Raw genomic sequence first — 22,349 nt, 5'->3', positions numbered from 1 at the left:
CGGAGGGCGGGCACGTTGCCGCCTGGGGCCCCGAGAGCCCGGCGATCGAGCGGCACGCGCGCGTGCGGGACGAGGAAGAGGCCGGGGGCGCGGACGAGGGCGACGTCGAGTACGCCGACACCGGGTACGGCACGCAGCTCTGCCTGCCACACCCGCTGCCCGAACTCACACAGGACGCCTCCGCCCCACGAGGCACTCAGATCGCCGAAGTCACGTCGGCACCCACCACCAAGCCGACCCCGATCGCCGAACCAGCCCCGTTTGCGAAATCCGGCCCCAGGACCGCCCCCGTCTCGACCACCGAAGAGGCCCCCAAAGCCACATCCGCCCCCATCGCCAAACCCGCGCCGACACCCTCACTCCCTCCCAGGCCGCCGCTCCCGCCCATGCCCACGTTCGCGCCGACCCCCGTCCCCCGCGCCACCAGGGACGCAGACGCCGCCGTCCTCAAGCGCCCCAGGCCGGTGGAGCCTTCCGGGGCAACGGAGTCCTCGCAACTGCCGTCCCCCGAGTCGCCCGAATCCGCAGACTCCTCCGAGTCCGCCGAGTCCTGGGACGACGGCCTCATCGCCCGGCGCGTCACGGAGGCGACGGCCGCCGCCCTCGCCGCCGAACGGGCCTCCGCCCTGGAGAGCAGCAGCCGCGGCCCCGGCAGCCAGAGCCCGGCTCCCCTGGCGTACGACGGCAAACTGCGTTCCCGGCTGGACGCCCTGCGCGAGCTGGTCGGCCTCTCGCGGACCCGCCTGGAGAGCGACACCCTCGCCGAGGCGGGCCGGGTGCTGGACGAGGCGGCTGCCCGCCGGAAGCTCTCCGGCCGGCACACCGTCGTGGCCATCGCGGGCGCGACCGGCAGTGGCAAGTCGCAGCTGTTCAACGCCCTCGCCGGAGTGGCCATTTCGGAGACCGGCGTACGACGTCCGACCACGGCCGCGCCCATCGCGTGCAGCTGGAGCGACGGTGCGGCGGGCCTCATCGACCGGCTCGGCATCCCGGGCCGGTTGCGCCGCCGTCCGCTGCAGAGCCCGGAGGCAGAAGCGCAGTTGCGCGGGCTGGTCCTGGTCGACCTGCCCGACCACGACTCCGCTGCCGTGGAGCACCGTAAGCAGGTCGACCGGATCCTGAAGCTGGTCGACGCGGTGATCTGGGTGGTCGACCCGGAGAAGTACGCCGACGCCGTACTGCACGAGCGCTATCTGCGGCCCATGGCCGGCCACGCCGAGGTGATGTTCGTCGTCCTCAACCAGGTCGACCGGCTGCCCGAGGAGGCCGCCGACCAGGTCCTGGACGATCTGCGCCGACTGCTGGACGAGGACGGGATCGCGCTCGGCGAGTACGGCGAACCGGGCGCCACCGTGCTCGCCCTGTCCGCCCTCACCGGCAACGGCGTCGGTGAACTGCGCGAGCTGCTGGGGCAGTTCGTGGCGGAGCGCGGTGCGGCGGCCCGCCGGGTGTCGGCCGACGTGGACGCCGCCGCGGCAGGGCTGCGGCCCATGTACGCCACGGGCCGGCGCGTCGGCCTCAGCGAGGAGGCGCGCGACGAGTTCGCCGCGCGGCTCGCGGACGCGGTGGGCGCCACCGCGGCGGGCGAGGCCGCCGAGCGCGCCTGGCTGCGCAACGCCAACCGGGCCTGCGGCACGCCCTGGCTGCGGCTGTGGCGCTGGTACCAGAGCCGCGGCGAGTCCACCACGGGCCGCATCCCGGTGCGCACGGCCCAGCCCGACGAGGAGGCCACGGCACGCCAGCGTGTGGAACAGGCGGTCCGTACGGTGTCCGAGCGGGCCTCGGCCGGGCTGCCGGCGCCGTGGGCGCAGGCGGTGCGCGAGGCGGCCGTACGCGGGTCGCAGGGGCTGTCCGAGGCGCTGGACGAACTGGCGGCTCGGGCCGGACTCCCGCCGGGCCGCCCACCGCGGCCCGGCTGGTGGCCGGCTGCGGTGCTGGTCCAGGCGGCGATGACCCTGTTGCAGGTCCTGGGCGGACTGTGGCTGTTCGGCCAGATCGTCGGGGTCATGGCGCCCAACCTCTGGGTGCCGGTGCTGCTGATGGTGTGCGGGATCATCGGCGGACCGCTGGTGGAGTGGGGCTGCCGGATGGCGGCGAGGGGCCCGGCCCGGCGCTACGGCCAGGAGGCGGAACGCCGGCTCCGGGAGGCGGCCGCCGGCTGCGGCCGGGCCCGGGTGCTCGATCCGGTGGCGGCGGAGCTCTTGCGGTACCGGGAGGTACGGGAGCAGTACGGGCGCGTCGTGCGGAACGGGGCCGCAGTGGGGTGAGAGCCGCAGCGGACGATGCGTGAGCGCGAGGGGCCTCGGGTGTTTCCGGGGCCCCTCGGCCGTGTTTCGAGGGCCGGCCCGGGTGGGTGAGGAGGGCCGCCGTCGGCGGGGCCACTCGTGCGGGTGACGGGGTTTTCCACAGGTGGGGTGGTCGTCCACAGCTCTCAGCGGGCCCGGCCCGGCGGAGGCAGTCTGGGTTCGCGGCGATCGCAGGGCGGTTCCGGCCGCAGACACCGCTGTACGGGAAGGGCCCGTGCGCGTGTCCGCCCGGTCGGAAGGGACCGGGCGGGGGAGGGGAGCGAGACATGAACGAGACCATCGTGTGCGTGGTGGGCAATGTGGCCACCCAGCCGGTGTACCGGGAGTCGGCGGCGGGTCCGTCGGCCCGGTTCCGGCTGGCCGTGACCGCGCGCTACTGGGACCGGGAGAGGAGCACCTGGACCGACGGGCACACCAACTTCTTCACGGTGTGGGCCAACCGACAGCTCGCGGTCAACGTGGCCGCGTGTGTGGAGGTGGGCCAGCCCGTCGTCGTACAGGGCCGGCTGAAGGTGCGCACGGAGGTGCGCGACGGGCAGCAGCAGTGGGCCTCCGCCGACATCGATGCCGTGGCGATCGGCCACGACCTCGCACGCGGTACGGCCGCCTTCCAGCGTGCGGCCAAACCGGACGCACCGCCGACGGCGACCCGGCCGGAGCCGAACTGGGAGGCACCGCGCCCCGATGACACACCGGACGAGGGCGGCGGTATGCCTCAACAGGCCGCAGTGGCAGTGGCGGTGACATGAGATCAGCATCCGGTCACAGGCGGGGCGTTCGGCGACCGGGCCGGTGATCGCCCGGTTGCCGAACGCCCCGTACGAACCGGTGCATTTGTCGATATGCCCAGCTCATGGACGGTCCCGGCGATAACGATTGCGGATCGGATCGCCCATCGGATCATCCGACCGGCAGGAGAGTCTTCGGCTGATCCATAGGATGCCGGGCGTGCCCCTAGGGGCTGCCGATTCTGCTGGTGGGACCGTCCCCCACGTCCAACGGGTCCTGCTCGAAGGGGAATTCTGTGCTTGTTGCGTTCTGTGGGTTCCGCCGTTCCAACGGAACGGCCCGCCTGGCGGCCGCCGCGACGGTGACCGGCCTCGTGGCAGCCGGTGTGCTGTCCGGCGCCGGTACGGCCGTGGCCGACGGGACCGACGGGATACCGCAGACCCAGGGTGGGGCGACGGCCACGATCAACGGCCTGAAGACCTACGGCGAGGCGGTGATCCACGAGGTCGGCGGCGACCAGCGCGTGGAGGCGGGCCTGTTCGAGATGTCCGTCGACGGCGGCGGCACCCTGCAGACGTACTGCATCGACCTCCACGATCCCGCCCAGCGTGACGCTCTCTACCAGGAGACGCCCTGGAGCGGCACCTCGCTGGGCGGCAACAAGGACGCCGGCCGGATCCGCTGGATCCTGCAGAACTCCTACCCCCAGGTCAACGACCTCGCCGCGCTCGCCCGTCAGGCCGGCGTCGGTGCCCTGACCGAGCAGGACGCGGCGGCCGGCACCCAGGTGGCCATCTGGCGTTACTCCGACCACGCGAAGGTCGACGCCGTCGACGCGCAGGCCGAGAAGCTCGCCGACTATCTGCAGAAGAGCGCCCGCGACCTCGGCGAACCGCAGGCCTCGCTGACCCTGGACCCGCCGGCGGTCTCCGGCCGGCCGGGGGGCGTACTCGGCCCGGTGACCGTGCACACCAACGCGGCCACCGTCACGGTGAGCCCGCCGCCGGACGCGGCCACCAGCGGGGTACGGATCACCGACAAGACCGGCAAGGCGATCACCTCCGCGCAGAACGGCACCCAGCTGTACTTCGACATTCCGGAGAACGCCTCGACCGGCTCGGCGCAGCTGACCGTGCAGGCGTCAACCACGGTGCCGGTCGGCCGGGCCTTCGCCTCCGACAGCCGCAGCCAGACCCAGATCCTGGCCGGCTCCAGCGAGTCCACGGTCTCCGCGGCCGCGACCGCCACCTGGGCGGCCGGGGGTCCCATACCGGCGGTGTCGGCCCGGAAGGACTGCGCCAAGGGCGCCCTGGACATCTTCGCGGCCAACAAGGGCGACAAGCCCTTCACCTTCGAGCTGATGGGCGCCGAGCACAACATCCCCGCGGGCGCCTCCCGCACGGTGACCGTCCCGCTGCAGGAGGACCAGGCCTACGACTTCACGATCACCGGACCCCACGGCTTCAGCCATCGCTTCACCGGAGTCCTCGACTGCAAGACGCAGGGTGCGATCACCACGCAGTCGGCCCAGGTCCGCAACGAGCCCAGCCCCGCCTCGGTCGGCGGTACCACGGCCCCCGACACCAACCTCGCCGCGACGGGCGGCTCCGCCATCACCCCGCTGATCGCCGGGGTGGCCATCGGCTTCGTGGTGATCGGCGGCGCGGTCCTGGTCCTGCTGCGCAAGCGCGAACAGGCCGACGGCTGACCGGCGGCGCGCGTCGCAAGGCCAACGACGACAGAACGGCCGTCGGCCGAGCCCGCTGGCCGTACGGCAAGATGGGGTGTTACTTGCCAGGGGCCTGTACAGAGTTGCCTCTGACCTGGGGCGGAAACGTCACCGAGGGGCCGCTTCGGGCGGCGAGGATGGTCCAGTGGAGATAGCGCGTCGGGGTGCTGGAGCCGCGCTCCGGAGTTCGAGGCTGCCTTACAGACCCTGGCGGTCACACGAGGCAGCGACCGAGCAGCCACCGCGCCTTGTGTGCGGACAGGGTCAGTTCGTCCTCGTCCCCGGCGTCGATCACCAGTACCACCTCGTCGCTCGGCCAGCGAGAGGCCAGGTCCCGCAGGGTGACAGGCCTGTAGCAGGGCACCTGAGGAAAGGCCCTGAGCAGCCGTTCCTCCGACGTGAACACCATGACCGCGGGGGCGTCGCTGACGCTTTCGATCACCGGCAGCACAAGCCGCACGAGTTCACTGCGATCACGCGTGTATCGGATCCCGCCGATCGCAGGAATCAGCACGTCACAGCCAGCAAGGGCTTCCAGCGCTCGTAGGTCCGCCGCATTGGACAGGTCTTGCAGGGCCTTCCGCGCCACCAATTCGAAGACCTCTGCCGGGATCTCGGTCATAGCGCCGCACCCTTTGCATAGAGCCGCCCTCTACGACCGTCTACCCAACGATCGGTCCCATCATGCGGTGAGCCTGCGCACGAGCGCCCGTCCTCGGGCCGTCCCTGGGCCGTCCGACGCCACTTAGTGCCGACCGTGACGCCTACTAGCGACGGTCGTAGCGACCGGCACCCCCAGGTCAACGCCTGACACCAACAACAGCGAACGGCAGCGGTCAGTCAGGGATGGCAGCGGACTGCGGATTGAGGCATGCAGCGGGTGGACCGACCTGCAAGACGCTGCATGATGCTGAGAGCACGGCAGAGAGCCACGCGTGCCCCCTGCGTGCCCGATGAGCGGGTATCGCACTCGCATACGCGATCTTCCAAACTGGTGCTCAGGACTCGGGCAGCGGCGCTTGACTAAGTCATTGAAACTCCCGGTTGAAGTCGCTACGCCGACCGCGCGGTCTCGTGAAGGCAGCAATCCAAGGTCGCGTGAGCCTGGCTACGGCAAGCGCCTCAGCCACATCACGGCAAGGCAGTAGGCGCCAGCAGCCACGATGAGTCCCACCAGCACGGTAGCCGTGTACGCCCAGTCGGGCAGCGCCTGCCTGAAGGGCTCAAATGCGACGTCGCGAGTGATCGCGAATGCTGCGGCAGCGGCGAACGTCGCGCCCGCTGACTGCTTGGTCCACCGGCCCGTTTTCGCGGCCGGGCGGGGGACAAGAGGTTCTGTCACTCGTCAGTTGTACCGGCACCTGATCCAACTCCTCAATGGCCACGTACCCGGCGGCGGTACAGCAGCGAAGGACAGCAACCCCACCGACCAGCGCCAGCCGTCTTCGACCCTAGCCAGGTGCGCCACCAGCTCAGGAAACCTCAGTGACCACCATGCCCATGGTTCGCATCGAGGGGCCATGTACGACACCCCCGCTCGGGCCGTCTCTGGGCCGTGCGGGGGTGCTCAACGACGACCAACACGGACAACCACCGACAGCTAAGTCGCAGGTCGCAGCGTTGATCGATTGCCGGGCCGCAGGTCAGAGACCCGGTCCTTTACTTCCTCGACTACTGAGCACCCCCCCGGCCCATCGGGGAGTATCCAAACGACAAGTGGCGGTAGGCGTCAGGTGGTGATTCCCGGCAGAAGCCCCTATGCCGCTTCGATTCCTCGTGATCGTCAGTCGGGCCGCTTGGCCATGACGACCAGACCGGGCCCGCTGTAATCCGTCGGAGGGAGTCGCAATTCGGCGACCGGGTTTAGGCCGGCCTGCTCGATCAGGTTGACGAGTTGTTCAGGCCGCCACTTGTGTGTCGTCCAGCGGACGGGTACGCCGCCGTAGGCCTCGGTGCGCACCGCGTCCTCGTCACCGACGTGTGTTCCGGTAATGAAGTGGCCGCCTGGCTTCAACGCGCGCGCGAACAGGGCGAGGACTTGGGGAAGGACGTCCCGAGGGAGGTTGAACAGTGACCACCACCCGAGCACGCCGCCCAAAGACCCTTCACCGAGGTCGAGCTCGGTGGCGGAAGCGACAGCGAAGCGGCACTCCGGATGAAGTCGGCGCGCATTCTCGATCATGCGAGGAGAGAGATCCACCCCGGATACATCGAGTCCGCGTTCGGCGAGGTAGGCGGTCACCGTTCCGGGGCCGCAGCCGACGTCGAGGACGGGCCCGAGCCCGCGCACGGTGTCGGCGAAAGCGTCGATCGACGCCTTGAGCCATGGATCCTTGCGGATGTCGCCGATTCCCGACGTCACGACCATGTGGGCGTAGTTGTCGGCCACCCGGTCGTAGGACTCACGTACGACGTCGAGATCCGCCGGGCGGTCAATGGGGTGTGTGCGCATCAGCCAACGATAGGACTGTACTGGGAACTTGGGGCTGGCAAAGCGGTTAACACCAAGCCGTTCTTCACGGCCCGGCTGACCTCGTGAGGGCGTATGCCGTACAGCAGCGAAGTACATCAACCCCAGCAACCGGCAGCGCCCAACACGAACCCTCATAGCCCTTCCGGCAGCCTGTATGACCTTGGATGACCGATCCATGTAGAGCTACGGATCAGAAGGTCTGGAGAGAGCACAGGTTCGGAGCCTCCCGGCACCCGGGATTCTTTGGGTCCCGGGCCCTCCTCCCCGAGTCACTCCTGCTTGACCGCAGTGTCAGGCACCGAGCAGGCTTCATGCATGGACGGGGAGGCCGTAGAAACGGCGGGGGCCACCACTCCCTTGTTCCTTCGCCGGCGGCGCATGCCTCGCATCGCCCAACTGCCGCCCGTCAAAACCACCGTGACGGCGAGCGATCCGATCGCCTCGCTCAACGCACCCTGACCGATTGCGTCCCAGGGCAGAGCGGATACCCACATGTCAACATAAACGCCTGCCTAGCCGGCCCGGGCCGGCCGTCGTGGCTTGCTCTGGTCGGCGACACGAACCGGTAGCGTGACCGGGGCGCCATCGTGGCTGACTGCCGTCGGCTGAGGTTCGTGTGCAACCGTGCGGGATGCGGGGGTAGCCACGGTCAGTGAAGGGGATCTACGGTCTAGTTTCGCCTCACCACGTCTCGAAACCCCAGGTCAGCGGCATGAAGCGGTTGTTCCCGTCCGGATCTGTGCCGACGGCCACAGCGAACGGGACGCACGTAGGCTCATACTGAGCCATGACAAAGCCTGCTGCGCCGAAGCGTCATCTGCCTACCAGCCCCTTCAAGGCCCCGGTCACACCGGCTCCCAAGCACTTCGCCGTGGGCGACCAGGTCTCACACGACATGTACGGCCTCGGCCGAGTCATTGGCATCGAGGACGGAATCGCGGCGCTCGTGGATTTCGGCTCGGCGCAAATGCGGATCTTGAGTCCGTACGGCAAGATGACCAGACTGTAGGACCGCTGTGCCCGGTCACGGCACACCAGGCCCCTTCAGGGACCTGTAACGAAAGAGAGTCCTCTCATCGATCTGACGTCGCTGTTTTCCGCCCTGGAAGGGCGGCCCCACTGCTCCGCTGCAGCATCGCCGCCTCCGACGACCAACCCCTTCCAGGCCCCTGACTTTGGGGAAGACGAGGCCTTGCCACTCGACGCACAGGAGCCCGCGTCGGGCCTACGTGCGGCGCGGCCCAAGGCCGCTTAGGGTCACGAATGACGGCGGCTCCGGCAACTGGCCGCGGGCCGCCTCCCGTGCTGCGGTGAAGAGTGCGGCCGTCTCGGTTTCCGTCTCGTTCAGCCCCGTTCACCGTCGTTCGGACGAGACCGTATGCCAGGTCCTTCCCGTAGCCAGGCCACCCATGAACGCAGGTGAACGGCCCTGTAAGCGCCCCGACCAGGCACCAACAGACTTGGAAAGCGTGTTGGTCACCGTGGAGGCTTGGGCCCGCGACGCCACCAGTCGAGGCGGCTAGGTTGAGGGCGTGGACGAGGAAGCGATCACCATCCGGCTCACGCGCGATCAAGCGTTCGTACTGTCGGACTGGCTCTACCAAGTCATGTTCCGATCCGACGACCTTGAGGGGATCGTGCACGACCGAGCCGTCTGGTCACCGATCTACTCGATCTCAGGAACGCTGGACAAGACGCTGAGTGAGATCTTCATGCCCGACTACGGCCCACGGCTAGAACAGGCCAAGGAGCGCCTACGCGCCAACCTGTACGGCGAAGCCGACGAGTCGACGACGCCAGGCGAGGACGCGACCGCCGCACCACAAACGCACCGGATAGAGCGGGGAGCAGCGGGGAATCACGGGGAAAGCAGCCAAAGGCGATGAGACCTGGTACCAGGCGATCGCCCAGCTCAGCAGCCGTACCCGCCCCGAATGCTCGCAGCTTCCCAAGCTGAGGGCTCAGGCACCGCCATCACGTGCCGGCCGTCGTGGCTTGCTCTGGTCGGCGGCACCGGCAGCGTGGTGGAGGCCGGTGGGGGTGCAGCGAGACACGCGCGCATGGCCGGTCGGCACGCCCGCCGTCGCGGCAGACCGTCGTCGGCTGAGGTTCAGGCGGCCCGTGTCGATGGTGGCCACCGTCGGCCACCGGCAGGTTGCTGATGATCAATTCTGGGCCGTCCCCGGGCCGTGCGAGGCCGCCCGAGGCCGACCAACGGCGACCGACAGTGACAGACGCGCCACAGCCGCCACCAGCGAAAGCCCAGGTCAGAGGCCCCCAAGCATACGGGTTTCCATCCAGGGGTGGCGGTCAGGCAAGATGGGGTGTATCTGCCCACTGCCAGATTTCAAGCTGCCGGACGGTTTCTCTTGGCTGAGTTCATTTACACCATGCGCAAGACGCGCAAGGCGCACGGCGACAAGGTGATCCTCGATGATGTCACCCTGAACTTCCTGCCGGGAGCGAAGATCGGCGTCGTCGGGCCGAACGGTGCCGGTAAGTCGACCGTGCTGAAGATCATGGCGGGGCTCGAGCAGCCGTCGAACGGCGACGCCTTCCTGTCCCCGGGCTACAGCGTCGGCATCCTGCTGCAGGAGCCGCCGCTGAACGAGGAGAAGACCGTCCTGGAGAACGTCCAGGACGGCGTCGCCGAGATCAAGGGCAAGCTCGACCGGTTCAACGAGATCGCCGAGCTGATGGCGACCGACTACTCCGACGCGCTGCTCGACGAGATGGGCAAGCTGCAGGAGGAGCTCGACCATGCGAACGCATGGGACCTGGACGCCCAGCTGGAGCAGGCCATGGACGCGCTCGGGTGCCCCCCGGGCGACTGGCCCGTCACCAACCTCTCCGGTGGTGAGAAGCGCCGCGTCGCGCTCTGCAAGCTGCTGCTGGAAGCCCCCGACCTGCTGCTGCTCGACGAGCCCACCAACCACCTCGACGCCGAGTCCGTGAACTGGCTGGAGCAGCACCTCGCCAAGTACGCGGGCACCGTCGTGGCCATCACCCACGACCGGTACTTCCTGGACAACGTGGCCGAGTGGATCCTCGAGCTCGACCGCGGCCGCGCGTACCCGTACCAGGGCAACTACTCCACCTACCTGGAGACCAAGGCCTCCCGTCTGAAGGTCGAGGGCCAGAAGGACGCCAAGCGGCAGAAGCGGCTCAAGGAAGAGCTGGAGTGGGTGCGGTCGAACGCCAAGGGGCGGCAGGCCAAGTCCAAGGCGCGTCTCGCCCGGTACGAGGAGATGGCCGCCGAGGCGGAGAAGATGCGGAAGCTGGACTTCGAGGAGATCCAGATTCCGCCGGGCCCGCGGCTCGGCAACATCGTCGTCGAGGTCGACAAGCTCAACAAGGCCTTCGGGGAGAAGGTCCTCGTCGACGGCCTCAGCTTCACGCTGCCGAGGAACGGCATCGTGGGCGTCATCGGCCCGAACGGCGCCGGCAAGACCACCCTGTTCAAGATGATCCAGGGGCTGGAGACGCCGGACTCCGGTGACATCAAGGTCGGCGAGACCGTCAAGATCAGTTACGTCGACCAGGGGCGCGCCAACCTCGACCCGAAGAAGACGCTGTGGGAGGTCGTGTCCGACGGGCTCGACTACATCAACGTCGGACAGGTCGAGATGCCGAGCCGGGCGTACGTGTCCGCCTTCGGCTTCAAGGGCCCGGACCAGCAGAAGCCGACCGGCGTCCTCTCCGGCGGTGAGCGTAACCGGCTCAACCTGGCGCTCACCCTCAAGCAGGGCGGCAACCTGCTGCTCCTCGACGAGCCCACCAACGACCTGGACGTGGAGACCCTCAGCAGCCTGGAGAACGCGCTGCTGGACTTCCCCGGGTGCGCCGTCGTCGTCTCCCACGACCGGTGGTTCCTCGACCGCGTCGCCACGCACATCCTCGCCTACGAGGGTGAGTCGAAGTGGTTCTGGTTCGAGGGCAACTTCGAGTCGTACGAGAAGAACAAGATCGAGCGGCTCGGCCCGGACGCCGCGCGTCCGCACCGCGCCACCTACAAGAAGCTGACCCGGGGCTGATCGATCTTGCGCCACATCTACCGCTGCCCGCTGCGCTGGTCGGACATGGACGCGTACGGACATGTCAACAACGCGATCTTCCTCCGCTATCTGGAGGAGGCTCGCATCGACTTCCTGTCGCTGCGCGGCACGGAGTCCAAGCAGGGGTCCGTGGTGGCGCGCCATGAGATCGACTACCGGCGCCAGCTCGTCCACCGGCCCACGCCCGTGGACATCGAGCTGTGGGTCACGGAGATCAGGGCCGCGTCCTTCACCGTCAACTACGAGGTGAAGGACGCGGACGCGATCTACGTACAGGCCGCCACCGTGGTCGTCCCGTTCGACTTCGAGGCCCAGCGGCCGCGCCGGATCACCGCCGGGGAGCGGGAGTTCCTCCAGAAGTACCGGGACGACTCCGAAGAGGAGGCCGTCGCCGCATGACCGTGCTGCACCTGGCCGACGAGACGGAGGCGGCCGACCTCGCCGCCTTCCTCTCCCGGCTGCTCCACTACGACCGTGGAGCCGCGGTGCGCCTGCAGGCGGCCGGCACGGCGCTCGCCGTCTTCGGCCGGCCGCCGTCCTTCGAGGTGCTGGCCGTCCGTGCGGTACGGCTGGCGAAGCCCTACGAGAAGGGGCTCGACGCCACCCTCGACGTGACCGTATCCGCCGGCGAGTTCCTGGAGTCCGTGGACGAGCGCGGGGCCACCGCCGGCGTGTCGGCCGCGGTCACCGGTCCGCCGTGGGCCGGTGTGCTGCCGCCGCGCGGCGGCTGGCAGCCCGAGCCGGGGCTGCCCGCGCCGGACGCGCTGCGGGCCACCGTCGCCGCGGCGGTCACCGAGTTCCGGTCCCGTACGGAGGAACTGGCACCGGACGGCCGTACCCGCGCGGAGCTGGACCGGATCGGGCGGGACATCTGGTCCCGGGAGATCGGGCGGACCGGGCTTCCGGTGCGGGCCGTGCACGCGGCCCAGTCCCTGGGCTTCCTGCGGCCGGGCGCCGATCCGGCCGACACCGTGCTGTTCTCCTCGGGGGCGTGGCTCAGGCTGCGCACCCCGTACGGGTCCGTCGCGGTACGGCGGGCCGGGCTCGGCTCGCTGGGTGTCAGCGTGCGCTGAGCGGCCGCCTGCAGCAACTCCGCTGGCTCCAGGGCGCGTTCGGTGCGGGCGCGGGTGCGCGTGTGCAGCACCGCGGCGCCCGTCTCCTGCGCCTTGTTCGTCAGTCCGGGGTGTTGATCATCGACGCCGCGGCGTACGTCAGGTAGTTCCAGAGCGTCGTCTCGTGCTCCTCCGACAGCCCGAGTTCGTCGACGGCCACCCGCATGTGCCGCAGCCAGGCGTCGTGCGCCGCCCGGTCCACGGTGAAGGGGGCGTGCCGCATCCGCAGCCGGGGGTGGCCGCGGTTCTCGCTGTAGGTGGTGGGGCCGCCCCAGTACTGCATCAGGAACAGGGCCAGCCGCTCCTCGGCCGGGCCCAGGTCCTCCTCGGGATACATCGGCCTGAGGAACGGGTCCCCGGCGACTCCCTCGTAGAAACGGTGGACCAGCCGGCGGAAGGTCTCCTCCCCGCCGACCTGCTCGTAGAAGGTCTGCTCCTGAAGCGTGCCGCGCCGAATCTCATTCACGTCCCCTATGGTCTCAGACCCGGTGACCGAGGACTCGAGCCGTAGGACCTGCGAGAGCTTGAGGACCCGCGGGCCGGCCCGCCCCTACTGTGGACCCCATGGGTGCCTACGACGCCGAGACCGAGCGCCTGGCCGCCGCCGCGCGGGACGCGCTGGTGCGGGAGATCGACGCCGAGGGGGCCTGGGCCTCGGACCCGGTGTGGCGGGAGGCGTTCGCGGAGGTGCCCCGGCATCTGTTCGTGCCGTACTACTACGTCGCCGGACAGCGCGGCTACGAGCGTCGCTGGGGCGAGAGCCCCGACGCGGAGGCCCGCGAGCGCTGGGTGCGCGGCGCCTACGCGGACATTCCGCTGGCCACCCGGCTGCGCGACGGCGAGCTGGTCTCCTCCAGCAGCCAGCCCTCCCTGATGGCGCGCATGCTGGCCGCGCTGGAGGTCGAGGACGGAAACCGGGTCCTGGAGGTGGGCGCGGGCACCGGCTACAACGCGGCCCTGCTCGCCCACCGGCTCGGCGACAACGACCTGGTCACCACCGTCGAGCTGGAACCGGAGATCACCGAGTCGGCCCGCCGGCACCTGGAAGCGGCCGGATTCCACCCGGCCGTCGTCACCGGCGACGGCGCGCGCGGTGTGCCGGAACGTGGCCCGTTCGACCGGATCATCGCCACCTGCGAGCTGTCCACGGTCCCGCGTGCCTGGCTCGCCCAGTGCCGCCCCGGCGCCCGCATCCTGACCCCCCTGGCCACCGGCCTGCTCGCGCTCACGGTGCGGGACGCGACCCACGGCGAGGGCCGCTTCCTGCCCACGCCCGCCTACTTCGTGCCGCTGCGCGGCGAGGGCCGGGGAGGCGCGGAGGGCGTGTCGCTCGCCGGGCTGCCGGGCCGGGCCCGCGAGCAGGAGACGTTCCGCTTCCTGCTCGCGCTGACCCGGGGCACCCTCGATCCGCTGGAGGCGTGTGCGCTGTGGGAGCGCGAGGGCTGTCCGGAGCGCGAGCGGTACGGCGTCACGGTCGACGGCGAGCACGCCTGGGCGTGGCTGGACCAGCCGGAGGGGCCGTACGCCTGGCCCCTGCCCTGACTCCTGCCGACCGTGACCTCCTGCTAGCCGCGCCGGATGGTGATCGTCGTCCAGGCGCCCACGTGCACCCGGTCGCCGTCCTGCAGCGGAACCGGCACGAACGGCTGGATCGGTTCTTCGGACATGTTGACCGTGGTGCCGTTGGTCGAGTTCTGGTCGACCACCGCCCAGTTGCCGTCCGGCTGCTGGACCAGTACCGCGTGCTGGTGCGAGACGCCCGGGTCCTCCGGCGGCACCGCCAGGTCGATGTCGGGGGTGTCGCCGGTGGAGTGCCGGCGGCGGCCGATGGTGACCTGGTTGCCGCTGAGCGTGCGCTGCTGCTCGGGCGAGTACGCGGGCAGGTTCAGGCCCGCGGCCTCGGGACCCGAGCGCTGCATCATCGCCATGAAGTAGTCGCGGTCCGGGCCGATGGTCGCCGTCCAGGTCGCCCGCTGCTGCGGGAAACCTCCGCCGGGCGGGGCCTGTGTGGCGCCGGGCTGCGGGTAGCCGTACCCGCCGCCCTGACCGCCACCGGGGGCGGCGGACGACGGCGGGGAGATCACCCAGTCCTCGTCACCGCCGAAGGCCGGGCCGGGAGACGGGGGACCGGCCGGGTCCGCGCCACCGCCGAACGGGGGCGGACCGCCGGCGGGCCGGCCGGTCTCGCGCGGGAACGCGGGTGGCGCGGGCGGGCCGGACTGCTGGAACGCCTGCGGGGCGCCGCCGGGACCGGCAACGGGGCCGGCGGGCGGGGTCGGACCGGGCGGCGGCGGTACCGGACGCGAGGGGTCGCCGCCGAAGCCGGAGGGACCGCCCTGGGTCGGACCGGGGGGCGTGGGGCCACCGGGACCCGAGGGCTCACGGCCGAAGGGGCCACCGGGACCGGACGGCTCACGGCCGAAGGGCGGCGGACCGGAAGGCCCGCCGGGACCCTGGCCCTGAGGCTGACCGGGTCCGCCACCGAAGCCGGAGGGACCACCGGAGCCCGGACCGCCCTGACCCGGACCGCCGCCGAAGCCGGAAGGCCCGCCGGGACCCTGGCCCTGAGGCTGACCGGGTCCGCCACCGAAGCCGGAGGGACCACCGGAGCCCGGACCGCCCTGACCCGGACCGCCGCCGAAGCCGGAAGGCCCGCCGGGACCCTGGCCCTGAGGCTGCCCCGGTCCGCCACCGAAGCCGGAAGGTCCACCGGACCCCGGGCCGCCACCGAAGCCGCCCGGAGCGCCCGGACCGGGCGAGGTCGGCGGTCCCGCCGGGCCGCGCTCGCCGGCGAACGGCGTCGGGCCCGACGGCTCGCTGCCGAAGGACGGGATCGGCTCGGCGGGCCGGTTCATCTGCGAGGGCCGAGAGCCCTGGTACTCGTACCCGTCATTGCCGCCGTACGTCGCGCTCGGCGGCTGGAACCGCGGCTGCGGCGGGCGCGGCGCGGCCGGGGTGTACGAGGTGGCCGTGTTGGTCAGGAAGTTCCACCGGCACTCCTCGCAGAAGGGCGCGCCGCCCTCGCGGGGCGTACGGCACTGCGGGCACAGCTCCGGCTCCGGGGCCGACGCGGCCGGCGGGCGTCCGCCGGCCTGGGCGCCCTGCGGGGGCGGGAAGCCGTAACCGCCCGGCGGCGGGGGCGGCGGGGGCGGAGGTACGGCACCGGCCATGCGGTGACCGCAGACCTCGCACCAGTCGTCGGAACCCGACTGGTGTCCGTTCGGGCAGGTCGGCATGTCGGCGCTTCCCCTTCTCCTACGCTTCCAGGGTCACTTCTTTACACGAACAGTCTTTGTGGATCGGGTCTCCAGAGTCATCTCATCCGCCTCTGCGACCTTCGTCTTCAACCGCACAGTACCTGTCGCGGCGTCGACCACGTCCACCACCTTCGCAAGCAGTTTCGCAGTATCGGCGTTCCCGGAGGCGTTGGCGAGCTGAACGGCACGCCCCAGTTTGGCCGTTGCACCATCGAAATCACCCGCTTTGCGGAGATCGAGACCTTGCTTGATGGCTTGTGCCAGTTCGGCCTGCCCGGTGTAGTGGGCGACTTGGGGGTTGATCGAGGTGGAGGCCGCCATGTCGTCGGTCCACACCGCCCGTACGAGCCCCTGTGCACCGAGGTTCTGTACCGATCCGTCCGATTGGGGCACCACCAGGGAGACCCGCGCGGCGAGCATCTCCTGGCCCAGGCCGGCCGCCGGCACCTCCGCGCACAGGTGGTAGTCGCGGGACTCGTCGCCCCAGGACCCGGTCGGATAGTCCCCGGCGCGCGGCCCTGCCTCGGTGCGGCGGGCGGTCAAGTCCTCGACGGTGGGCGCGACTTGCTTGACGAAGCGGATGGTCGTGCCGACCGGCGTCCACACCCGCAGGGAGACGTCCGCGACCTCCTTGCCCATCGCCGTCTCCATCATCTGCGTGAAGTCGGCGGCGAGGCCGGCCGGGTCGGCGACGATGTCGGCGGTGCCGAGCAGCGCGGAGGCGATCTCTGTGACTTCTTTCACTTCCCAGTCGGTGCCCACGCCCCGCGCGTCACAGGTGAACCGTCCGGCACACGCCTCCAGCGCCGCTCGCAGGTCCTCCGGCGACTCGTGCTCGTTGCGGCCGTCGGTGAGCAGGATGCCGTGCCGGATGGTGACGTCCGCCGAGTTGAGGAGCCGGTCGGCGAGCCGCAGCCAGGTGCCGATGGCCGTGCCGCCGCCCGCGCTCACCTTGCGCAGCGCCTGCTTGGCCTGCTCGCGGGTGGCGGGATCGGCGACCGCGAGGCCCCCGCCGCCCGGGTAGACCTCCTTGGCCACGTGCGTGCCGCCGATCACCGCGAAGTGCGTGCCGTCGCGCAGGGTGTCGATCGCGGCGGCCGTGGCGTCCCGGGCGTTGCGCATCTTGGTCGGCGGGTAGTCCATCGAACCGGAGCAGTCGACCATGAGGGCCACGGCGGCGGCCGGGCCCTGGCCCTTGGGATACACCGGGGTCACGGCGGACCCGACGGTGCCGCCGCCGGTCGCCGTCACGGTGACGATCGCGTTGACCTCGCGCCCGCCCTCCGGCAGGTACTCGTTCTGATAGACGTCCATCGAGAACTGCGGCACATGCGACTTCGCGAAATTGGCCATGCGTACTCAAATCCCCCTTGACCGCCCCGCTGACACAGGGCGACGGCTGTGAACGGACCGTTCCCCGGCGGTCCGTGCGAGGCTTCCCCGCTCCCGCTCCCGCGGCCTCAGGCCGATCCTGCCCCCTGCGGCGGCGCCGGGAACGGCACGACGGCCACTGTTACGTTGTCGTGGCCCCCGCCGTCCAGGGCGTGGCCGACCAGCACCCGGGCGCTGTGCAGCGGGCGCGCGGCCGCGTCCGCCGGCACGACCTCGGACATCTCCTCGGCCGTCTCGGCGTAGTTCCACAGGCCGTCGGTGCACACCACCACGACTCCGGGCCGGTCCGGCTTGAAGGAGGCGGTGTGCGGCTCCAGTTCGTAGGCGTCCGCGCCGAGCCAGCCGGTGATCGCGTGGGCGCGCTCGTCGGCGTACGCCTCGGCCTCGCTCATCAGGCCGGCGGCGACCATCTGCGCGGCCCAGGAGTCGTCCTCGGTCAGCCGGGCCGCCGGCGCGCTGCGGTCGTCCGGCACCCAGTAGACGCGGCTGTCCCCGACCCAGCCGACGACCAGCAGCCCGGAGGCGACCACCGCGCCCACGATCGTGCACGCCGGGGCGTTCTGGTGCGGGGCGTGCTCACGGGCCGTGGCGGGTTCCTCGGCGAGGGCGTTCACGGCCTGCGCGGCGGCGACGATCGCCTCGTGCATGGCCGTCTGCGGATGCGTGCCGCGCGGCAGGCAGGTCAGCAGCGTGTCACCGGCCGCCTGCGAGGCGGCGGTCGACGCGTCGTCGGGGCGGGTCGCGGAGGACACGCCGTCGCAGACGATCGCGACGGCGGCCGGGGTGCCGTCGGGCAGCGCGGTGTGGCCGACGGCGAAGGCGTCCTCGTTGCGGTGATGGCGCAGGCCCCGGTCGCTGACGGCGGCCACCGGGCCCGACTCCCGCTCCATGTGGTCGCGTTCGCGGGGCTGGGCGTGCCCGCAGTTCTCGCAGTAGCCGTCGCTGTCCACCCGGCCGGCCCGGCAGGCCACGCACACCTGCGTCGGCTCCTCCGGCGGGGCGAGGTTCTCGGCCACGCGCGGGTCGGGCGCCTGCAGCGGGTACTCCTCGGGCTCGGCGGGCCGGTCGAAGCGCACCCCGGAGCCGGCCGGCTGCCCCGGGCCTCCCTGCGGGCCGGGCCCGTGCTCGGGCAGGGGGGTGCCGCCGGAGTCGGTGCCGGGCAGGTCGGTCGGCAGGTGCGGCGCCGGCGGGATGCCGGAGCCGTCCGGGTCGGGGGCGGGCCAGCCCACGCCGTCCCCGCCGGAACCGGCCGCGGAGCCGGTCATGGTCAGCGTCGGATGGTCCTGCGGCGGCTCGGGTACGACGGAGAGGTCGTACCCGCACGCTCCGCAGAAGAGGTCGCCCGACTCCACGGGCTCCGCGCAGCTCGGGCACTTCGCCGGTGCGGCCTGCTGGGGCATCTGCGACATCAACTACACCCACGTCCGGGGGCGGTAACGGTTGGCCCGTTCCACCAGTTCGATCCTCTCCTCGCCGCCGGGCGCCAGCCGGGCCAGCGTGCGGTAGGCGCGCTCCAGGCCGAAGCGGAGGCCCCGCTCGTCCAGACCGCTGCCCAGCAGCACCCGTCCACCGGCGGCGGGCTGGGTGCCCTGGCCTCCGGAGAGTATCCAGTCCAGCGCCGAACCGAGCACTTCCGCGGCCAACTGCTCGCGTCGCGCCGGGTCCAGGCCGTACGCGTCCAGCGCCTCGACCTGCCCGGCGGCGGCCGTCAGGTCGTCCAGGAACGGTACGTCACCGGCGGTTGCCGTGCGCTGTCTCAGCCGCGCCCGTACGGCGGCGACCCGGGCGGCCGTGTAGTGGATGGAGGACTCCGGCACCGACTCCAGGGTCCGTACGGCACCGTGCCGGTTCCCGGCCGCGAGCTGCACCCGGGCGAGCCCGAACGCGGCGCTCACGAAGCTCGGGTCGGTCGCCCACACCAGGTGGTAGTACTCGGCCGCGTTGTCCAGTTGGCCCAGCACCTCCGCGCACAGGCCGAGCGCCAGCTTGGGCGCGGCCTCGCCGGGGAAGGCGTCGTAGATCGCGTCGAAGGACAGCGCGGCGCCCTCGAAGTCGCCGGTGACCAGGGCGGCCACGCCCCGGTACCACACCACCCGCCAGTCGTCGGGCCGTTCCTCCTCCAGCTTGGCCAGGCTCATCAGCGCGGCCTGGTGGTCGCCGCTCTCCAGCCGGGCGCGGACCTGCCGGAGCCGGGTCTCCACGGTCTGCGTCGGCGCCGCGTCCAGGGCACCGATCAGCTCGGCCGGCGCGGAGGTCATCAGGCCCGCGAGGAAGCCCGCGTTGGGGTCGCCCGGATCGACCAGCGGGGCCGGCAGGGCGAGCGCGGTGGCGGGGGTGTCGACGGGCCGGACGAGGGCGGCCGGGGGCAGGCCGGAGGCCGCGGGCCCGGATGTCCCGTGCGCGGGCGCACCGGTTGCGGGGCCTGCCGCGCCCTGCGCGAGCCCACCGGCACCAGGACCGGCGGCCGTCCCCGGCGCTCCGGCGCCCCGCCGCCTGCGTCCCCGTACCTCCCGTGCCCCCAGCCGGGACACATCCCCGTCCAGCCGGGGGAACAACTCCCGGTCGGTTACCTTCACTTCGGGGGCGAAGAGGGTGGACAGGGCGGGCCGGGCGTGGCCGGTCTGCAGGGAGACGACCTCGCGCAGGACACCCGTCAGCTGCTCGGCCATCTCCTGTGCGGAGGCGAACCGGCGGGCCGGGTCGGGGTCGGTGGCGCGGACGAGGAGCCGGTAGAAGGACTCGTAACGGCGGAAGACGTCGATGGTGTCGGGGTCGGGCAGCGAGTCCACGTAGACGTTCGTGTAGCCCTGGAAGTCGAACGTGAGCACCGCGAGCGTACGGCCGACCGTGTACAGGTCGCTCGCCACCGACGGGCCGACCTCGGCGACCTCGGGCGCCTGGTAGCCGACCGTGCCGTAGATCGCGGACTCGTCGTCGTCCATGCGGCGCACGGCGCCCATGTCGATCAGCTTGAGCTGGTCCTCGGTCTGGATGGCGTTGTCGACCTTGAAGTCGCAGTACAGGAGGTTACGGCTGTGCAGGTGACCGAGGGCCTCCAGGGTCTCGATGCCGTACGCGCAGGCCTGCTCCACCGGCAGCGGGTCTCGGCGGCCCTCCGGGGTGCGGCGGGCGTTGGCGATCTCCTTCAGGGACTTGCCGCCGACGTACTCCATGACGATGTAGCCGTCGAGGGAGCCGGTGCGCTGGTCCAGGTGCTCCACGAAGTTGTAGATCCGCACGATGTTGGCGTGCTCGATCTCCGCGAGGAAGCGCCGCTCGGAGATCGCGGCGGCCATCGCGTCCTGGTCGCCGGTGTCCAGCAGGCCCTTGAGCACCACCCACCGGTCGGAGACGGCCCGGTCCACGGCGAGGTAGATCCAGCCGAGCCCGCCGTGCGCGAGACAGCCCGCGACCTCGTACTGGCCGTGCACGACGTCCCCGGCCTTCAGCTTGGGCACGAAGGAGTACGGATGCCCGCACTTGGTGCAGAAGCCCTCCGTACGGCCAGGACGATCACCCCGTGCCCGGCCCACCGGCGCCCCGCAGTCCGAGCGCGAGCAGAACCGCTTCCGCTCCGGCACCTCCGGGTTCTCCAGCACCATCGAGCGCGGATCCGGCCGCGGCACCTGCGGCACGCTCACGAGCCCGGCCCCCAGCCGGCCGCGCGTCGACGTCCCCGACGACGAACCAGAACTGCGCACCGACACCGAACGGCCGGTGGACCGGCCCGACGCCGAGCGCGACAGCCGCCCGGACACCGAGCGGCGCGACTTCGACGACTGCGAGGACGTGCGTGAGCTGCTGCGCGAACTCCCGCTGTCCGCCGCCCCCCTGGTCACCCCGGTCGCCGGCGACCCGACCAGCCCGCTCGCCGAGACGACGGGTGCGAGGCCGCAGGTGTCGCAGTACAGCTCGCCGCCGCCCACGTCCTCGTACGACCCCTCGCAGCCCGGCCGCTGACAGGTCTGCCCCGGCTGACTCATGACTGGTCCCCCTTACGGTCCTCGGGCGCGCCCGAGCCGCCGCCGAGCAGCTCGGCCGCCAGCTGCTGGTACCGCAGCACGGCCTGCTCGGCCACCCGCAGGTCGCAGGGCGCGCTCCACAGCATGCGCCGGGCCGCGTCGTACCGCTCGACCAGGAACGGGTCCTCCGCGAGGCCGTGCCGGGCGACCTTCGCCTTGTACGCGTCGAGCCGGCCGCGCAGCTCGGCGCGGACCGCGAGCGGCGCGGTGACCGCGGTGAGCGACTCGCGGGCGCGCAGCAGTTCGTCCTCCGCCTTCTGCTCCAGGGACTCCAGGAGCGGGGAGAGCCGGTGCCACTGCGCCTGCCTGCGGTACTCGGCCGCCGTCGCCAGCTGCTCCTGGAGCACGGTCGGCGGGCCGCTGACCACCGGCACCTCGGTCGCCGCGATCTTCGCCAGCACCTCGCCGCGCGCGGTGCGGGCCTCGGCGAGGGTGCGGTCGGCGCGCGAGAGCACGTCCCGCAGCCGGATCAGCCGCGCCTCCGCGTCCTGCCGGACCGTCAGCACCGCGTCGATCTCCCGGCGCACGTCCTCCAGGGCGCGCGCCTCACGGTCGTACACCGTGGTGTCCGGACGGCCGCCGCCGGGCGCCGAACTGCCCTCGGCCGGCACCCAGAACGCGAGCGGGTCGGAGATGACGTCCTCCCTGAGCCTGGTGAGCGTGCGGGTGATCCGCTCCAGGTCGTCACCGGAGGGGTGCTCGCCGGGGCGCACCCCCACGGAGTGGGCCAGTTTGCGGGTGCGCTGCAGTTCCGCGGCGAGTAAATCGATCCGGGCGGGCAACGCCGACCACACCGCGTCGCAGGCCACGACCAGGTCCAGGCTCGTCGCGTACAGCTCGTTCATCCGGTCCACCAGCGCGGACAGCGAGAAGGACTCGCTGAGCACGCCGTTCCCGGCCACGGTGACGGACTCGCCGCGCAGCAGCTCGGTCAGTTCCACCAGGTCCTCGCGGCTGGCCCAGCGGCGCCGGGCGCGGATCTCACGGGCGGAGCGCAGCGCGGCCGCGTAGGCGTCGAAGTACCCCCACAGCCGGGTGATCCGCGTCTCCGTCTCCTGCCAGCGTTCCCTGGTGACACCGGTCAGGTCGGCGCCCTCGAGGAGTCTGCGGCCCGCGTGGTCCTGCAGCGCCAGCAGCGAGGTCTCGATCGCCTCGTGCTCCTGGCCGAGCCGCGCCAGCGCACGGTCCACCTCGTCCCGGTCCATCACCGGCCCGGCGGGGTCCGTGACGCCCATCGATCACCTCTCGCTGCTTGGGGGTTTTCCGGTCGGATG

Annotated in this window: 17 protein-coding genes; 9 read left to right on the top strand and 8 right to left on the bottom strand. The window is 71.5% G+C overall.

Going from position 1 to position 22,349, the window contains the following annotated elements:
- The first annotated feature begins 386 nt into the window (after positions 1–386).
- The 3 genes from ACFYZB_RS37710 to ACFYZB_RS37700 all read left to right on the top strand — a co-directional run bounded on the left by ACFYZB_RS37710 (position 387) and on the right by ACFYZB_RS37700 (position 4,743).
- Entirely contained in the window at positions 387–2,267 is a 1,881-nt protein-coding gene (locus ACFYZB_RS37710; RefSeq protein ID WP_388766223.1) for a YfjP family GTPase, read from the top strand.
- Between the two features lie 305 nt (positions 2,268–2,572).
- Entirely contained in the window at positions 2,573–3,055 is a 483-nt protein-coding gene (locus tag ACFYZB_RS37705; RefSeq protein WP_388766153.1) for a single-stranded DNA-binding protein, read from the top strand.
- A gap of 275 nt (positions 3,056–3,330) precedes the next feature.
- A complete protein-coding gene (locus tag ACFYZB_RS37700; RefSeq protein ID WP_388766152.1) occupies positions 3,331–4,743 on the top strand; it encodes a Cys-Gln thioester bond-forming surface protein in 1,413 nt (470 codons plus the stop codon).
- Between the two features lie 235 nt (positions 4,744–4,978).
- On the opposite strand, the gene ACFYZB_RS37695 is transcribed toward ACFYZB_RS37700, so the two are convergent.
- A complete protein-coding gene (locus ACFYZB_RS37695) occupies positions 4,979–5,386 on the bottom strand; it encodes an SseB family protein (protein WP_388766150.1) in 408 nt (135 codons plus the stop codon).
- A gap of 1,161 nt (positions 5,387–6,547) precedes the next feature.
- Positions 6,548–7,216 carry a class I SAM-dependent methyltransferase gene (locus ACFYZB_RS37690; RefSeq protein ID WP_388766149.1) on the bottom strand — a complete coding sequence of 223 codons (669 nt, stop codon included), beginning with the start codon at positions 7,214–7,216 and terminating at the stop codon, positions 6,548–6,550.
- An 808-nt stretch (positions 7,217–8,024) separates the two neighbouring features.
- On the opposite strand from ACFYZB_RS37690, the gene ACFYZB_RS37685 reads away from it, so the two are divergent.
- The 5 genes from ACFYZB_RS37685 (at position 8,025) to ACFYZB_RS37665 (ending at position 12,365) form a co-directional block, all read left to right on the top strand.
- Positions 8,025–8,246: a hypothetical protein gene (locus ACFYZB_RS37685; protein WP_388766148.1), complete on the top strand. Its 222-nt coding sequence runs from the start codon at positions 8,025–8,027 to the stop codon at positions 8,244–8,246.
- A 523-nt stretch (positions 8,247–8,769) separates the two neighbouring features.
- The gene (locus tag ACFYZB_RS37680) at positions 8,770–9,123 is read left to right on the top strand and encodes a hypothetical protein (RefSeq protein ID WP_388766146.1); all 354 of its coding nucleotides are present in this window, start codon (positions 8,770–8,772) and stop codon (positions 9,121–9,123) included.
- Between the two features lie 483 nt (positions 9,124–9,606).
- The gene (ettA, locus tag ACFYZB_RS37675) at positions 9,607–11,271 is read left to right on the top strand and encodes an energy-dependent translational throttle protein EttA (RefSeq protein WP_351212968.1); all 1,665 of its coding nucleotides are present in this window, start codon (positions 9,607–9,609) and stop codon (positions 11,269–11,271) included.
- A gap of 6 nt (positions 11,272–11,277) precedes the next feature.
- A complete protein-coding gene (locus ACFYZB_RS37670; RefSeq protein ID WP_388766144.1) occupies positions 11,278–11,691 on the top strand; it encodes an acyl-CoA thioesterase in 414 nt (137 codons plus the stop codon).
- Positions 11,688–12,365 (top strand): hypothetical protein, encoded by a 678-nt coding sequence (locus ACFYZB_RS37665; RefSeq protein WP_388766143.1) that lies wholly within the window; start codon positions 11,688–11,690, stop codon positions 12,363–12,365. The genes ACFYZB_RS37670 and ACFYZB_RS37665 overlap by 4 nt, the downstream gene beginning before the upstream one ends.
- Positions 12,366–12,465: 100 nt before the next feature.
- Here the strand turns inward: ACFYZB_RS37665 and ACFYZB_RS37660 are convergent, their stop codons facing one another.
- The gene (locus tag ACFYZB_RS37660; protein WP_351212963.1) at positions 12,466–12,870 is read right to left on the bottom strand and encodes a globin; all 405 of its coding nucleotides are present in this window, start codon (positions 12,868–12,870) and stop codon (positions 12,466–12,468) included.
- 98 nt (positions 12,871–12,968) lie between these two features.
- Here ACFYZB_RS37660 and ACFYZB_RS37655 point away from each other — a divergent pair, with 98 nt between their 5' ends.
- Positions 12,969–13,946, top strand: coding sequence for a methyltransferase domain-containing protein (locus ACFYZB_RS37655; protein ID WP_388766141.1), 978 nt, complete (start codon positions 12,969–12,971; stop codon positions 13,944–13,946).
- A 23-nt stretch (positions 13,947–13,969) separates the two neighbouring features.
- On the opposite strand, the gene ACFYZB_RS37650 is transcribed toward ACFYZB_RS37655, so the two are convergent.
- The 5 genes from ACFYZB_RS37650 to ACFYZB_RS37630 all read right to left on the bottom strand — a co-directional run bounded on the left by ACFYZB_RS37650 (position 13,970) and on the right by ACFYZB_RS37630 (position 22,310).
- Complete coding sequence (locus tag ACFYZB_RS37650) at positions 13,970–15,640, bottom strand: FHA domain-containing protein (protein ID WP_388766139.1); 1,671 nt, start codon at positions 15,638–15,640, stop codon at positions 13,970–13,972.
- A 33-nt stretch (positions 15,641–15,673) separates the two neighbouring features.
- Positions 15,674–17,014 carry a VWA domain-containing protein gene (locus tag ACFYZB_RS37645; RefSeq protein WP_388766138.1) on the bottom strand — a complete coding sequence of 447 codons (1,341 nt, stop codon included), beginning with the start codon at positions 17,012–17,014 and terminating at the stop codon, positions 15,674–15,676.
- A 107-nt stretch (positions 17,015–17,121) separates the two neighbouring features.
- On the bottom strand, positions 17,122–18,462 hold the full coding sequence (locus ACFYZB_RS37640) for a PP2C family serine/threonine-protein phosphatase (RefSeq protein WP_388766136.1): 1,341 nt from the start codon (positions 18,460–18,462) through the stop codon (positions 17,122–17,124).
- A 3-nt stretch (positions 18,463–18,465) separates the two neighbouring features.
- Positions 18,466–21,036: a tetratricopeptide repeat protein gene (locus tag ACFYZB_RS37635; RefSeq protein WP_388766134.1), complete on the bottom strand. Its 2,571-nt coding sequence runs from the start codon at positions 21,034–21,036 to the stop codon at positions 18,466–18,468.
- Complete coding sequence (locus ACFYZB_RS37630) at positions 21,033–22,310, bottom strand: hypothetical protein (RefSeq protein WP_388766132.1); 1,278 nt, start codon at positions 22,308–22,310, stop codon at positions 21,033–21,035. Before ACFYZB_RS37630 ends, ACFYZB_RS37635 begins: the two co-directional genes overlap by 4 nt.
- Between the last annotated feature and the right edge of the window lie 39 nt (positions 22,311–22,349).

The organism is Streptomyces sp. NPDC001852 (assembly GCF_042891825.1).
Lineage (GTDB): Bacteria > Actinomycetota > Actinomycetes > Streptomycetales > Streptomycetaceae > Streptomyces.
This window is presented reverse-complemented; position numbering and strand designations above follow the sequence as displayed.